The organism is Streptomyces sp. NPDC052236, from assembly GCF_044548015.1.
In the GTDB taxonomy this organism is placed as follows: Bacteria; Actinomycetota; Actinomycetes; order Streptomycetales; family Streptomycetaceae; genus Streptomyces.
This window is the reverse complement of the sequence record NZ_JBIUBL010000008.1, coordinates 270,576-284,500: the sequence shown is the minus strand read 5'-3', so window position 1 is coordinate 284,500 and position 13,925 is coordinate 270,576. Positions and strand designations below refer to the sequence as shown.

13 protein-coding genes are annotated in these 13,925 nt (G+C 71.3%); 5 read left to right on the top strand and 8 right to left on the bottom strand.

All coding sequences use genetic code 11. The features are described 5' to 3' along the window. Nucleotides 1-2: 2 nt before the first annotated feature. Nucleotides 3-836 (top strand): BTAD domain-containing putative transcriptional regulator, encoded by an 834-nt coding sequence (locus ACIHCQ_RS16560; protein ID WP_399662504.1) that lies wholly within the window; start codon nucleotides 3-5, stop codon nucleotides 834-836. Here the strand turns inward: ACIHCQ_RS16560 and ACIHCQ_RS16555 are convergent. Beyond that, nucleotides 758-1,543, bottom strand: coding sequence for a TetR/AcrR family transcriptional regulator (locus ACIHCQ_RS16555; RefSeq protein ID WP_399662502.1), 786 nt, complete (start codon nucleotides 1,541-1,543; stop codon nucleotides 758-760). The two genes, ACIHCQ_RS16560 and ACIHCQ_RS16555, sit on opposite strands and share 79 nt — an antisense overlap. 126 nt (nucleotides 1,544-1,669) lie before the next feature. On the opposite strand from ACIHCQ_RS16555, the gene ACIHCQ_RS16550 reads away from it, so the two are divergent. Continuing rightward, nucleotides 1,670-2,119, top strand: coding sequence for a nitroreductase family deazaflavin-dependent oxidoreductase (locus tag ACIHCQ_RS16550; RefSeq protein WP_399662500.1), 450 nt, complete (start codon nucleotides 1,670-1,672; stop codon nucleotides 2,117-2,119). A 77-nt stretch (nucleotides 2,120-2,196) separates the two neighbouring features. On the opposite strand, the gene ACIHCQ_RS16545 is transcribed toward ACIHCQ_RS16550, so the two are convergent. Continuing rightward, nucleotides 2,197-3,426 (bottom strand): geranylgeranyl reductase family protein, encoded by a 1,230-nt coding sequence (locus ACIHCQ_RS16545; protein ID WP_399662498.1) that lies wholly within the window; start codon nucleotides 3,424-3,426, stop codon nucleotides 2,197-2,199. Nucleotides 3,427-3,584: 158 nt separating this feature from the next. On the opposite strand from ACIHCQ_RS16545, the gene ACIHCQ_RS16540 reads away from it, so the two are divergent. Then, a complete protein-coding gene (locus tag ACIHCQ_RS16540; protein ID WP_399662496.1) occupies nucleotides 3,585-4,952 on the top strand; it encodes a dipeptidase in 1,368 nt (455 codons plus the stop codon). Nucleotides 4,953-4,985: 33 nt separating this feature from the next. Here ACIHCQ_RS16540 and ACIHCQ_RS16535 read toward each other — a convergent pair whose 3' ends face one another. Then, nucleotides 4,986-6,020 carry an NUDIX domain-containing protein gene (locus ACIHCQ_RS16535; protein ID WP_399662494.1) on the bottom strand — a complete coding sequence of 345 codons (1,035 nt, stop codon included), beginning with the start codon at nucleotides 6,018-6,020 and terminating at the stop codon, nucleotides 4,986-4,988. A 249-nt stretch (nucleotides 6,021-6,269) separates the two neighbouring features. On the opposite strand from ACIHCQ_RS16535, the gene ACIHCQ_RS16530 reads away from it, so the two are divergent. Continuing rightward, on the top strand, nucleotides 6,270-6,446 hold the full coding sequence (locus ACIHCQ_RS16530) for a hypothetical protein (protein WP_399662492.1): 177 nt from the start codon (nucleotides 6,270-6,272) through the stop codon (nucleotides 6,444-6,446). An 84-nt stretch (nucleotides 6,447-6,530) separates the two neighbouring features. Here the strand turns inward: ACIHCQ_RS16530 and ACIHCQ_RS16525 are convergent, their stop codons facing one another. Further along, entirely contained in the window at nucleotides 6,531-7,496 is a 966-nt protein-coding gene (locus ACIHCQ_RS16525) for an ROK family protein (protein WP_399662490.1), read from the bottom strand. A 222-nt stretch (nucleotides 7,497-7,718) separates the two neighbouring features. Here ACIHCQ_RS16525 and ACIHCQ_RS16520 point away from each other — a divergent pair, with 222 nt between their 5' ends. Continuing rightward, nucleotides 7,719-8,705 (top strand): LacI family DNA-binding transcriptional regulator, encoded by a 987-nt coding sequence (locus tag ACIHCQ_RS16520; RefSeq protein ID WP_399662488.1) that lies wholly within the window; start codon nucleotides 7,719-7,721, stop codon nucleotides 8,703-8,705. Here ACIHCQ_RS16520 and ACIHCQ_RS16515 read toward each other — a convergent pair. From ACIHCQ_RS16515 to ACIHCQ_RS16500, 4 genes are all read right to left on the bottom strand, one after another. Next, the gene (locus tag ACIHCQ_RS16515; protein WP_399662486.1) at nucleotides 8,691-10,451 is read right to left on the bottom strand and encodes a serine/threonine-protein kinase; all 1,761 of its coding nucleotides are present in this window, start codon (nucleotides 10,449-10,451) and stop codon (nucleotides 8,691-8,693) included. The genes ACIHCQ_RS16520 and ACIHCQ_RS16515 overlap by 15 nt on opposite strands. Nucleotides 10,452-10,520: 69 nt before the next feature. Next, nucleotides 10,521-11,819 (bottom strand): DUF6986 family protein, encoded by a 1,299-nt coding sequence (locus tag ACIHCQ_RS16510; protein ID WP_399662484.1) that lies wholly within the window; start codon nucleotides 11,817-11,819, stop codon nucleotides 10,521-10,523. Nucleotides 11,820-11,979: 160 nt separating this feature from the next. Next, a complete protein-coding gene (locus ACIHCQ_RS16505; protein WP_399662483.1) occupies nucleotides 11,980-12,954 on the bottom strand; it encodes an electron transfer flavoprotein subunit alpha/FixB family protein in 975 nt (324 codons plus the stop codon). Between the two features lie 122 nt (nucleotides 12,955-13,076). After that, nucleotides 13,077-13,862 carry an electron transfer flavoprotein subunit beta/FixA family protein gene (locus ACIHCQ_RS16500; protein WP_399662481.1) on the bottom strand — a complete coding sequence of 262 codons (786 nt, stop codon included), beginning with the start codon at nucleotides 13,860-13,862 and terminating at the stop codon, nucleotides 13,077-13,079. Between the last annotated feature and the right edge of the window lie 63 nt (nucleotides 13,863-13,925).

Below are 13,925 nucleotides of genomic sequence, written 5' to 3'. Positions count from 1 at the left end.
GCATGGCTGAGGCGGCGGCGCACGGAAACGGAATGCGGTTCGAACTGCTCGGCCCGCTACGGGCCTTGCGCGCCGACGGCGACGAGATCGAGCTGGGCCCGCCCAAGCAGCGGGCGGTGCTCGCGGTCCTCCTCCACCAGGACGGCCGGTCGATGTCGTACGACGCGCTGGTGGACGCGGTGTGGGGTGTTGATACGCCCACGCATGTACGGAACTTGGTGCAGAAGTACGTCTCCGGGCTGCGGCGCGCCTTCACCGGCGGTCCTGCGCCCGAACTGGTGTGGACCGGGAGCGGCTACCGGCTGTCCGGCGCGGCGATCGACGATATGCGGGAGCGGCACGCTCTGCTGCGCGCGGCGCTGGCGGCGAGGGACTCGGGAGATCTGCGCCGGGCAGGCGAACTGGCGGCGCGGGGTGAGGCGCTGTGGCGCGGGGAGTTCGCCGAAGGTCTTACGGGGCCGTACCTCCAAGCCGAACGGCGTCGCTGGGCGGAGAAGCGCTTGCTGGTGCTGGAATCCCGGCTTGAGGGCGACATCCAGCTCGGGCGGTATCACGAATGCGTCCATGAGCTGATGCGTCAGGTGGCGGCGCATCCGCTACGGGAGCGGCTGGTGTGGCTGCTGATGCTCGCGCTGTACCGCAGCGGGCGCTCCTCGGACGCGCTGCTGGCGTACGAGGAGGCCCGCGGCCGGATCGCGGAGGTGATGGGCGCGGATCCGGGACCCGAGCTGCGGGCGCTTCATCAGCGGCTGCTGCGTCAGGATCCGGCGCTGTCGCCGGGGAGCGTGCCGGGAAGTGTGCCGGGGGATGTGCCCCGGGGTGTGCCCGCGGCGTGACGGTGCCGCAGGCCGACCTCGTGCGCGAGGCGGGCCGCGGCCTGGGCGAAGAACAGGTCCCGCGCCTCCACCACGCGGTTGAACTGGCCGAAGATCTCGAAGGAGATGAGGCCGAAGAGCTCGGCCCAGGCGGCGACCAGGGCGGCGACGACGGCGGGGGGCAGGTCGGGGGCGACATCGGCGGTGAGCCGATGTGCTTCGGGGCGCAGTTCCTCGGCGAGCGGCGGCAGGGCGATGCCGCCCGAGCGGTGGGCGTCGCGGGCGATGGTGATCAGAGCCTGGCCGACGCGCGAGGCGGGCTGGACGGTGTCCTGGGGCGCGGTGTAGCCGGGAACCGGGGAGCCGAAGATCAGGGCGTACTCATGGGGGTGGGCGAGGGCCCAGGTGCGTACCGCCGAGCAGAGCGCGGTCCAGCGGGCGACGTGGTCGTCGGGTTTCGCAGTGGTGGCGGTGGTGGCGGTGGCGAGCCCGGTCTCGGCGGCGGCGCCGACCGCGTCGTAGGCGTCGATGATGAGGGCGGTCAGCAGATCGTCGCGGCTGGGGAAGTAGCGGTAGAGGGCGGAGGAGACCATGCCCAGTTCGCGGGCGACGGCGCGCAGGGAGAGCTTCGCGGCGCCTTCGGCCGCGAGCTGTTTGCGGGCCTCGTCCTTGATGGCTGCGGTGACTTCGATACGGGCCCGATGCCTGGCCCCTCGGATGGTGCTCATGCGGTGCAGTCTTTCACGTTTCGGAGCAGTGCCCAATGACGAGAGCAGTGCTCTTGCTTTAGAGCACCCTTCTCGTGCAGACTGCTCTCAGACGAGAGCACTGCTCTCCTAACGAGGGAGACCACCATGTCGCAGCCGTACTATCTCCAGGGCAGCGCCTTCACCATCCGCATGAACAGCGTCATCGGCTGGCTCGCGCGCCATGGGATCAGCATCCTCGGCACCGCAGAGCTCTCCGTACGCGGCCGTAAGAGCGGCAAGATGCAGCGCATCCCCGTCAACCCGCACACGTACGAAGGCATCCAGTACCTCGTCTCCGCCCGCGGCCACTCCCAGTGGGTCCGCAACATGCGTGCCGCAGGCGGCGGCGAGCTGAGCGTCGGCCGCAAGGTCCGCGCCTTCACCGCCGTCGAGATCGACGACGCGGAGAAACTCCACGTGCTGCGGACCTACCTCGACCAGTGGGGCTGGGAGGTCAACCAGTACTTCAACGGCGTCACAGCGAAGTCCACGGACGAAGAGCTCCTCGCCGCTGCCCCCGACCACCCCGTCTTCCGGATCACTGTGTCGGAGTGAGCAAGTGACAAGTGAGCACAGGGCCGGGCAACAGGCCGGGCAACAGGGCCGGGCAACACACCCGGCCCCGGGCCTCCTTACGCGCGGCGGTCCATCGCCTCCAGCGCCCGGCGCGCCACCGCATGCGTCCCCACCAGACCCGCCAGCGTCGTCGAGCCCCGCGCGATGTCCCCGAACGCCCTCCACGCCGGGCGCACACTCGTGAGCGCCGCATGCACCAGCCCCGGGCGGCGCTCGAAGATGCCCAGCATCCGCCGCCCCACCCCCATCTCCACGCCCAGCCCCGCCTTGATCGCGAACGCGTAGTTCAGCGCCTGCCGACGCGCGTCCACCGCGTCGTGCGCCTCCGATATCCGTACCGCCCACTCCCCCGCCAGCCGCCCCGACCGCAGCGCGAACGAGATCCCCTCCCGGGTCCACGGCTCCAGGAGCCCCGCCGCGTCCCCGCACACCAGCACCCGCCCCCGCGACAGCGGTGAGTCGTCGCTGCGGCACCGGGTCAGATGGCCCGAGGAGATCGCCGGCTCAAAGCCCGCGAGCCCCAGCCTGGCGATGAAGTCCTCCAGATAGCGCTTGGTCGCCGCGCCCTCGCCGCGGGCCGAGATCACTCCGACCGTCAGCGTCCGCCCCTTGGGGAACACCCAGCCGTAACTCCCCGGGATGGGGCCCCAGTCGATGAGCACCCTCCCCGCCCAGTCCTCCGCCACCGTCTCCGGCACCGGAATCTCCGCCTCCAGGCCCAGGTCCACCTGGTCGAGCTTGACCCCGACATGCGCGCCTATCCGGCTCGCGCTGCCGTCCGCGCCGACGACCGCCCGGGTCAGCACCGTCTCCCCGTCCGCCAGCACCACGGCGACCGTGCGCCGGTCGGGCACGGCCGATCCGTGCTGCTCGACGCGCGAGACAGTCGCGCCGGTACGCAGCACGGCGCCCGCCTTCTGCGCGTGCTCCACAAGACCGGCGTCGAACTCGGGGCGGTTGATGAGCCCGAAGAGCATCCGCTTGGATCGGCGCGTACGCGTCAGTTTCCCGTTGAGCGAGAAGGTGACGGCGTACACCTTGTCCAGCAACGGCAGCTCGAATCCGGGCGGCAGACTGTCCCGTGAGGGGCCGATGATCCCTCCGCCGCAGGTCTTGTAGCGGGGCAGTTCCGCCTTCTCCAGGAGGAGGACCCGGCGGCCCGCGACCGCCGCGGCATACGCGGCCGAGGCCCCCGCGGGCCCGCCGCCGACCACGACGACGTCCCACACCTCCTCGCCGTGCTCACTTGCGGCCCCAGCCCCGGCGTCACCGTTTTCGCTGCTCACGATGTGCTTATGCTCCCGATCCGACGCGTGACCCTTGTTCTCGACGGCATCCTACGGCGCGGTCGCCTCCCGCCCGCTGTGGGAGGATCAACTTCGCAATCGACCTCGCAATCGCCGTACACACAACGCACAACGTCGCACCCACGAGGAGCGTGCCCATGACCGTCCACCCGATAGCCGAGACCGTCGCATCCCTGCTGCCCCGCGCCAAGGCGGAGCTCACGGAGCTGGTGGCCTTCCAGTCGGTGGCGGACCCGGCACAATTCCCCAGGAGCGAGTGCGAAGCGGCGGCGATCTGGGTCGCCGACGCGCTGCACGCCGAGGGATTCCAGGACGTCGCCGTCCTCGACACCCCGGACGGTACGCAGTCCGTGTACGGCTTCCTGCCCAGCCCTTCCCCCGCCGCGCCGACGGTGCTGCTGTACGCGCACTACGACGTGCAGCCCCCGCTGGATCTCGCCTCCTGGACGACGCCGCCCTTCGAGCTCACCGAGCGCGACGGCCGGTGGTACGGACGCGGCGCCGCCGACTGCAAGGGCGGCTTCATCATGCATCTGCTCGCCCTGCGCGCCCTCAAGGCGAACGGCGGCGTGCCGGTCAACATCAAGGTGGTCGTGGAGGGCTCGGAGGAGCAGGGCACGGGCGGTCTTGAGCAGTACGCCGAGGCGCACCCCGAGCTGCTGACCGCGGACGCCGTCGTCATCGGCGACACCGGGAACTTCCGGGTGGGCCTGCCGACGGTCACGGCGACCCTGCGCGGGATGACGCTCGTACGCGTACAGGTCGACACCCTGGAAGGGAATCTGCACTCGGGCCAGTTCGGCGGGGCGGCGCCCGACGCGCTGGCCGCGCTCATCCGCGTACTCGACTCGCTGCGCGCCGAGGACGGTTCGACAACCGTGGACGGCCTTGCCGCCGACGCGCACTGGGACGGGCTCGCCTACCCGGAGGCGGAGTTCCGCACGGACGCGAAGGTGCTCGACGGGGTGGAGCTGATCGGCTCCGGCTCGATCGCCGACCGTATCTGGGCGCGCCCCTCGGTCACCGTGCTCGGCATCGACTGCCCGCCGGTCATCGGCGCCACCCCGTCGGTGCAGGCCGGTGCGCGGGCGCTGATCAGTCTGCGGGTGCCGCCGGGCCAGGACGCGGCCGAGGCGACCAAGCTGCTTGCCGCGCACCTGGAGGCGCATACGCCGTGGGGCGCGCGGGTCGCGGTGGAGCAGGTGGGCCAGGGCCAGCCGTTCCGGGCGGACGTCACGAGCCCGGCGTACACGTCGATGGCGGAAGCGATGCGTGTGGCGTACCCGGGCGAGGAGATGCAGTCCTCGGGGATGGGCGGCTCGATTCCGCTGTGCAACACGCTCGCCGGGCTCTACCCGGAGGCGGAGATACTCCTGATCGGCCTGAGCGAACCCGAGGCGCAGATCCACGCGGTGAACGAGTCCGTCTCGCCCGAGGAGCTGGAGCGGCTGTCCGTCGCCGAGGCGCTCTTCCTCGTCAACTACGCGGAGTCCAAGCGGAGTTGAAGGCAGAGTTGAAAGCGGAGTTGACAGTGAAGGTCAGCCGACCGGGATACCGGCCTCCAGGTTGAGTACGGTCCCGAGCTCGCGCGCCCGCAGCGCCCAGCGCAACCGCTCGTAACGGCGAGGAGGCAGCAACTCCGCCGCCTCCTCCTCGCCGACGAACCGCCAGCCGCGCAGCTCCGACCCCGGCAGCTCCACCCGCCGGGCCGCGCCGGCGGGCAGTCGGCCACCGTCGAAGAGGAGCCGCAGCCCGCCGTATCCCGGCGGCAGCGGCGGCTCCCAGTCGACCACCAACAGCCGGGGCACCTCCCCGAGCTCGATGGAGAGCTCCTCGGCGACCTCCCGCATCCCGGCACGCGCGGGCGCCTCGCCCCGCTCCACCACTCCTCCGGGGAACTCCCAGCCGGGCTTGTACGTGGGGTCGACGAGCAACACCCGGTCCTGCTCGTCGAAGAGCAGCACTCCGGCCGCGACGGTCTCGGCGGTCGGCTCGGGAGTCTGGACGATCTCGCAGGCCGTGGCTTCTCCGGTCCGTACCGCGTCGGCGATCCGCTGCGCCGTGTCCTGGGGGTCGAGGCGGCTGGTGTCGATGACATGGGCGTCCGCGGTGATCCAGTCGAGCGCGGCGAGGTACGGCTCGATGTGGTCGTACGCCCACTTCCTGACGCGCTGCTCCGCGTCGGGTATGTCCGGCTCCTCGCGGGTGGCTATTCGCTCGCGCAGGATCGTTTCATCTGGGGACAGCAGCACATGGCGCACCGGGATCCTGCGGGCGGCGAGCCCGCCGAAGATCTCGTCGCGGTACTCCTGGCGCAGCAGGGTCATCGGCACCACGAGTACGCCGCCCAGCTCGGCGAGCAGCGCTGCCGCGGTGTCCACCACGAGCCGCCGCCAGATCGGCAGGTCCTGGTAGTCGCTCACCTCGGCGAGCCGCTTCTGGGGCAGCAGCCAGCCCAGCCCCGCACCGATGAGTTCTGGGTCGTAGAGCGTGCTGTTGGGGATCAGATCGATCAGCTCGCGCGCGGTAGTGGTTTTGCCCGCTCCGAACGCACCGTTGATCCAGACGATCACGGTTCCCCCTCTTCCGTACGTAGCCCTCAGTGGATTGCCCGCAAGACCCTGCCACGAAAACCCGTGACCGGAAGCGGCCAATTGATCACGTACAAAACTGTGGCCGTGCTGTTGCCGGTTCTCCATCACCGTCCCGTGCTCGCACGCGTCTCACCATACGAACGGATGCCCACGCCGGTCTGTGACACTCTGGCGCGGAGCATCGTTGGATCCGAGAGACCAGCGGTTTTGAGACAAAAGGAGTGCGGGATGCGCCGTACGGTGTTGGAGAGGTTTCCCGCAGGGGGCCCGCGCGGCAGCTGGCCGGCGGAGGAGTTCGCGCGTGCGCGCCGGGACGAGGGCGTGGCCGCGGAGGTGGTGATGGACCTGGAATCGGACGCGTTCCTGGTGGTCGTGGGTCATCAGGCCACGGACGCGCTCGGCTAGGGCGTGTTCCCCCTGCCCCCGTGGCAGCGTGATACGTGACACAGCCCCGTCCCGGATCCGGGACGGGGCTGTCTGTCGTACCGCTCAACGACCGCCGCTGACCGCCGCGGTCGCCTCGCCCTGGCGGCCGAGCGAGGCCGCAGCCGCCGCTCCCACCAGCCCCGCGTCCGTGCCCATCAGCGCCGGAGCCACCGTCAGCCGCTGTACGAAGGAGAGCGTGGCGTAGTCGCGCAGCGCGCGCCGCAGCGGCGCGAAGAGCACATCGCCCGCGCCCGCCACTCCCCCGCCGATCACGGCGATCTCGATCTCCACCAGAGTCGCGGTGGCGGCGATGCCCGCCGCGAGCGCCTGGGCGGCCCGCTCGAAGGAGGCGATGGCGACGGGGTGTCCCGCCCGCGCGGCGGCGGCCACCGCCGCGGCCGAGGCGTCGCCGTCGGGGCCGGGTTGCCAGCCGCCCTCCAGCGCCCGGCGGGCGATGTTCGGGCCGCTGGCGATCCGCTCCACGCAGCCGCGCGCCCCGCACGGGCACGGGTCGCCGTCCAGGTCCACGCTGATGTGGCCGATGTGGCCGGCGTTGCCGGTCGGTCCCGGATGGAGCTGTCCGCCGAGAACCAGTCCACCGCCGACGCCCGTCGAGACGACCATGCACAGGGCGTTGTCGTAGCCGCGGGCCGCGCCCTGCCAGTGCTCGGCCGCGGTCATCGCGACACCGTCGCCGACCAGCGTGACGGGCAGCTCACCAACGGCCCGGCGCACCCGCGCGACCAGCGGAAAGTCACGCCAGCCGGGGACGTTGACCGGGCTGACCGTACCGGCGGAGGCGTCCACAGGACCGGCGCTGCCGATGCCGACGGCCGAGGCGCGCACCCACAGCGGGGACGCGGTCAGCTCGGCGAGGACCGCCTCGACGGCGCACATCACCGTATCGCCGCTCTCGCGGGCGGGTGTCGGGCGCTGGGCCCGCACCACCACGCTCCCTCTGCCGTCCACCAATGCGCCGGCGATCTTGGTGCCGCCGATGTCGAGCGCGGCGACGAGGTCGGTATGCATTGGTGCGGTATCCCCCGGAGAGCTGTCGGACCTGCGTATTCGGTAACAGTCTCCATTCACCTGACAACGTTGTCCAGGGCCTATGCTCGACGCCACACCTTGAAAACTTTCGTACACCGAACGACGACAGGACAGCACACTGTGGCCGAGACCGACCGTCACCCGCCTTCGGCGGGTCGCCGCCCTCGAGGCCCCGAACCCCGCTACGGCAATCGGCCGACCATGAAGGATGTAGCGGCCCGCGCCGGGGTCGGCCTCAAGACCGTCTCCCGGGTCGTCAACGGCGAGGCCGGTGTCACTCCCGACACCGAGCGCCGCGTCCAGGAGGCCATCGACTCCCTCGGCTTCCGCCGCAACGACAGCGCCCGGGTGCTGCGCAAGGGCCGCACCGCCTCGATCGGGCTGGTGCTCGAAGATCTCGCCGACCCCTTCTACGGGCCGCTGAACCGCGCCATCGAAGAGGTGGCCCGCGCGCACGGCGCCCTGCTCATCAACGGTTCGAGCGCCGAGGACCCCGAGCGCGAACAGGAGTTGGTGCTCGCGCTCTGCGCCCGCCGGGTGGACGGGCTGATCGTGATCCCGGCCGGCGACGACCACCGCTACCTGGAGCCCGAGATAAAGGCGGGCATAGCCACGGTCTTCGTGGACCGCCCGGCCGGGCAGATCGACGCGGACGCGGTTCTCTCCGACAGCTTCGGCGGCGCCCGGGCGGGCGTGGCCCATTTGATCGCGCACGGCCACCGCCGGGTCGGCTTCATCGGCGACCACCCTCGTATCCACACCGCGATCGAGCGCCTGCGCGGCTACCGCACCGCCATGGAGGACGCCGGGCTCGCGGTCGACGACTCGTGGGTGTCGCTGGGCCCGACCGCGCCGGAGCGGGTCAGATCGGCGGTCGAGTCGATGCTCGCGGCGCCCGAGCCGGTCACCGCGATCTTCGCGGGCAACAACCGGGTGACGGTGACGGCCGTACGGGTGCTGGCGGAGCACAAGCGGCCGGTCGCCCTGGTCAGCTTTGACGACATCGAACTCGCCGACCTGCTGGGCATCACCGTCATAGCCCAGGACGCGGCGACGCTGGGGCACACCGCCGCCGAGCGCCTGTTCCGCCGCCTGGACGGTGTGGACGACGAACCGGCGCAGGTGACGCTGAAGACGGTGCTCATCCCCCGGGGCTCGGGGGAGATCCCGCCGTCAGCAGACCGGTAGGCCGGGCACGGGCTGATCGTTCTCACTGCCGTCGATGTAGACGTTGCTGATGAAGACGTTCGTGTTGCCGCTGTCGTCGTCCGTCTTGGCCCACCAGACGTTCGTCCGGTTGCCGTGGGTCAGGCGGCGGCCCAGGTTCTGCTGGCAGTAGAAGTAGTTGACGCCCTTGTTCAGCAGCCCCTTCTCCGCGCCGGAGGCGGTGTACGACGTCGCTTTCTTCCAGACCGTGCAGTTGTACTTGCCGCCGCCGATCGAGTTGCACACGGCCGTCGGCTCCGAGGCTCCACCGGGCGTTCCAGCGCCCGTCGTCGCACCGCCCGTCGGCCCGCCGGTCGCCGGGCCGCCACCGGCCGTGGCGGAGCCGCCCGGGGCCGCGGGCAAGCCGGTCCCCCCGCCCGCCACCGTACCCCCCGCGCCGCCGCCGGGCGCGGCAGGCGTGGTCGACGGCGTGATCGTGACGGGCCCTCTGTCGCCCTCCGCCGTGGGGTTGGCGCCGTGGCCCTTCGTCCCGTCGGAAGGGCCCGCGACCGCTTTCCCGGTGGCACCCGGGTCCCCCGCCGCCCCCGGCGATGCCCCGTCCCGGCCGCCGGCGACTTCCCGGGAGCCCGGCTCGTCGCCGTCGACGAGGACGTACGTCACGCCTCCCCCGACCAGCAGCACGGCGACGGCCGCGGCCAGCACCTTGGTACGACGCTGAGCAGAAGCGAGCGTAGGTGCGGGGGCGGGATCGGGATCGGGATCGGGATCGGCGGGTGGCGCGGTCCGCGCAGCCACCGGGGTTAAACCTTTCGCCTCAAGCGCGGACTTGGGTGCGGACGGCTCCGGGACAGCCGGCTCGGGCTTCGCCGGCGGTGCCGACGATGCCGACGGCCGCACGCTCCCCAGGGTCACGGTCTCCGCGCCCGTCTCCTCGCCCTCAGCCACCGCCGCGAGCATCCGCGCCGCCGTCTCCGCGTCGGGCCGCCGCGCCGGGTCCTTCTCCATCAGCCGCCGCAGTACGGGTCCGAGCGCCCCGCCCCGCCGCGGTTCGGGCAGCGGATCGACCACGATCGCGGTGATCGTCGACCAGGTGGACTGGCGGAAGAAGGGTGCCGCCCCTTCGACGGCCGCGTACAGCGTGGCCCCGAGCGCCCAGACGTCGGAAGCGGGCCCCGGTTCCCCGCCCTGGGCACGCTCGGGTGACAAGTACTCCAGCGAGCCGACCAGTTCACCGCTACGGGTAAGGCGCGTGGCGGAGCCGTCCCCCGGATCTTCCATCGTGGCGATGCCGAAGTCGGTGAGCACCACCCTGCCGTCGCGATCGAGCAGCACATTGCCGGGCTTGACGTCACGGTGCAGCACACCCACGCGGTGGGCCGCGGCGAGTGCCTCCATCACCTTGGCCCCGATGGCGGCGACCTCCCGCGGCTCCATGACGCCGTGTTCGCTCACCACACCGTCCAGCGAAGGCCCGTCGATGAGTTCCATGACGATGACAGGACGGCCGTCGTGCTCGGTGACATCGTGGACGGCGATGACTCCGGGGTGGCGTACGCGCGCGGCGGCGCGGGCCTCGCGCTGCATCCGCACGCGCAGGTCGGCCAGTTCGGGCCCGGAGGAGTCGGTGTAGGTACGCAACTCCTTGACGGCGACCTCGCGTCCGAGCACTTCGTCGAAGGCGCGCCAGACCACACCCATGCCACCGCGGCCCAGCTGTTCGATTACCCGGTAACGTCCGGCGAGCCGCTCGTTCTCACCCGAAGTCACGTTGCCCCGATCCCTGTTCGACTGTGATGAGGCACAGACTAAGGGGCGGCGGTGACAGCGGTAGCGTCGTTACCCTGCTGTGGCCGTCAAGTCCCCTCGACGGGGTGAGGCGAAACCGTCGAGGTCGACGCGCGTGAGGCCGGTGAGCCGGGCGACCTCGGCGGTGTCGAGGGCGCCGCAGTCGATGCCGCGCAGCAGATAGCCGCTGAGCGCCTTGGCGGTGGCGGGCTCGTCCATGACATCGCCGCCGGCGTGCCGGGCGTACGCGGCCAGCCGGGCGGCGGCCTGCTCGAACCCCTCGCGGTAGAAGGCGAACACGGCGGCGTAGCGGGTCGGCAGATGGCCCGGGTGCATGTCCCAGCCCTGGTAGTAGGCGCGCGCCAGAGCGCGGCGGGTGAGGCGGTAGTGCAGCCGCCAGGCGTCGTGGACCTGCTCGGTCGGGCCGACGGGCAGGACGTTGGTGGAGCCGTCGCAGACCCGTACGCCGGTGCCCGCCGCCGCGACCTGCATCACGGCCTTGGCGTGGTCGGCGGCCGGGTGGTCGCTCGCCTGGTGGGCGGCGCTGACGCCGAGGCAGGCGCTGTAGTCGAAGGTGCCGTAGTGCAGTCCGGTGGCCCGGCCATCGGCGGCGTCGATCATCCGGGCCACGGTGGCGGTGCCGTCGGCGGCGAGGATGGACTGACTGGTCTCGATCTGGATCTCGAAGCCGATCCGGCCCGCCGGCAGGCCGCGCGCCTTCTCGAACTCCTCCAGCAGCCGCACCATGGCGGTGACCTGCTCGGCGTAGGTGACCTTGGGGAGGGTCAGGGCGAGCCCGCCGGGCAGTGGCCCGGCCGCTGTCAGCCCGGTGAGGAAGATGTCGAGCGTGCGGATTCCGCGGTCACGTACGGCGGCCTCCATGCACTTCATGCGGATGCCCATGTACGGGGCGGCCGTGCCCTTCGCGTACGCCTCGGTGATCAGCCGTGCGGCGCGGGCCGCGTGCGCGTCCTCCTCGGCGTCGCCGCGCCCGCCGTAGCCGTCCTCGAAGTCGACGCGCAGGTCCTCGACGGGCTCGCGCTCCAGCTTGGCCCGTACGCGGTCGTACACCGGGCCCGCGAGCTCGCCGGAGAGGCCGAGGACGGCGGCGAGGGACGCGGCGTCCGGCGCGTGTTCGTCGAGGGCGGCCAGCGCCCGGTCGCCCCAGGAGCGGATGGTGTCGGCGGCGAAGACCTCACCGGGTACGTAGACGGTGTGGACGGGCCGGCGGGTGCCGGGGTCTCCGGGGTAGCGGCGGGCGAGCTCCGCGTCCACCGGTGCGAGGGAGGCGCTGATGGCCTCGCTGACCGCTCCGGCGAGGCTCGTTGGCACCAGCTCCTGCTGCCCCATCCCTGCACCCACGCCCTTCGTTATTTCCGCTGAACGGAATACAAAATCCGTATGGCGAAGTTAATGGGCCGCCGCGACCTGCGTCAATGATCCCCGGAAAGAGGGCGGGGCCGCCACGGTGAAGATCACCGCGCGGCCCCGGACCGCAGAGCGGGACGCATCAGCCCTTGCGGGTCTTGACCTCTTCGGTCAGCTGCGGGACGACCGCGAAGAGGTCGCCGACCACGCCGTAGTCGACCAGGTCGAAGATCGGGGCCTCGGCGTCCTTGTTGATGGCCACGATGGTCTTCGAGGTCTGCATGCCCGCCCGGTGCTGGATCGCTCCGGAGATGCCGGACGCGATGTACAGCTGCGGGGAGACCGACTTGCCGGTCTGGCCGACCTGGCTGGAGTGCGGGTACCAGCCGGCGTCCACGGCGGCACGCGAGGCGCCGACAGCGGCGCCGAGCGAGTCGGCGAGCTCCTCGATGACGTGGAAGTTCTCGGCACCGTTGACGCCACGGCCGCCGGAGACGACGATCGCGGCCTCGGTCAGCTCCGGGCGGCCGGTCGACTCGCGCGGAGTGCGGGCGACGATCCTGGTGCCGGTGGCCTTCTCGGAGAAGGTGACGGCGAGCGCCTCGACGGCGCCCGCGGCCGGAGCGGCCTCCACGGGGGCCGAGTTGGGCTTGACCGTGATGACCGGGGTGCCCTTGGAGACGCGGGACTTGGTGGTGAAGGAGGCGGCGAACGCCGCCTGCGTGGCCACCGGGCCCTCGTCGCCCGCCTCGATGTCGACGGCGTCGGTGATGATGCCGGAGCCGATACGGACCGCCAGGCGGGCCGCGATCTCCTTGCCCTCGGCGGAGGACGGGACGAGCACGGCGGCCAAGGAGCCGCCGGCGGACGCTGTCTCGTACGCCGCCTGCAGGGCGTCCACCTTCGGTACGACGAGGTAGTCGGCGAACTCGGGGGCGTCGGCGGTGAGGACCTTCACCGCGCCGTGCTCGGCGAGCGTGGCGGCGGTGGCCTCGGCACCGGAGCCGAGGGCGACGGCGACCGGCTCGCCGATGCGGCGGGCCAGGGTCAGCAACTCAAGGGTGGGCTTGCGGACGGCGCCGTCCACGTGATCGACGTAGACGAGAACTTCAGCCATGACTAACTCCTGGACGAGAACCCCGGACTTCGGCCGGGGGAAGACGTGCTGACCGGGATGAGCTTCTTGACCTACTTGGCCTGGATGCTTGACCTAGATGAACTTCTGGCTCGCGAGACTGCTCATACGAATTTGCGCTCCGCGAGGAAGGCCGCGAGCTGCTTGCCGCCCTCGCCCTCGTCCTTGACGATCGTGCCCGCGGTACGGGCCGGGCGCTCGGTGGCCGAGTCGACCGCGGTCCACGCGCCCGCGAGGCCGACCTCGTCCGCATCGATCTCCAGGTCCTCCAGGTCCAGCGCCTGCACCGGCTTCTTCTTGGCGGCCATGATGCCCTTGAAGGACGGGTAGCGGGCCTCGCCCGACTGGTCCGTCACGGACACGACGGCCGGCAGGGACGCTTCGAGCTGCTCGCTCGCGGTGTCGCCGTCACGGCGGCCCTTGACGGTGCCGTCCTCGACCGAGACCTCGGAGAGCAGCGTGACCTGCGGCACTCCCAGCCGCTCGGCGAGCATCGCCGGGAGCACGCCCATGGAACCGTCCGTCGACGCCATACCGCAGATGACCAGGTCGTAGCCGGTCTTCTCAATGGCCTTGGCGAGCACCAGCGAGGTGCCCATGACGTCGGTGCCGTGCAGCTCGTCGTCCTCGACGTGGACGGCCTTGTCGGCGCCCATGGAGAGCGCCTTGCGCAGCGCGTCCTTGGCGTCCTCCGGGCCGACGGTCAGCACGGTGATCTCCGCGTCGTCCGCTTCGTCGGCGATCTGGAGCGCCTGCTCGACCGCGTACTCGTCGAGCTCCGACAGCAGTCCGTCCACGTCGTCCCGGTCGACGGTCAGGTCATCGGCGAAGTGCCGGTCGCCGGTGGCGTCGGGCACGTACTTCACACAGACAACGATCCTCAAGCTCACGCCGGCTCTCCTACTGCATCGTCTCTATTGGGCTGCCTTATGCAGGCAGCATAGGCGTCTGAC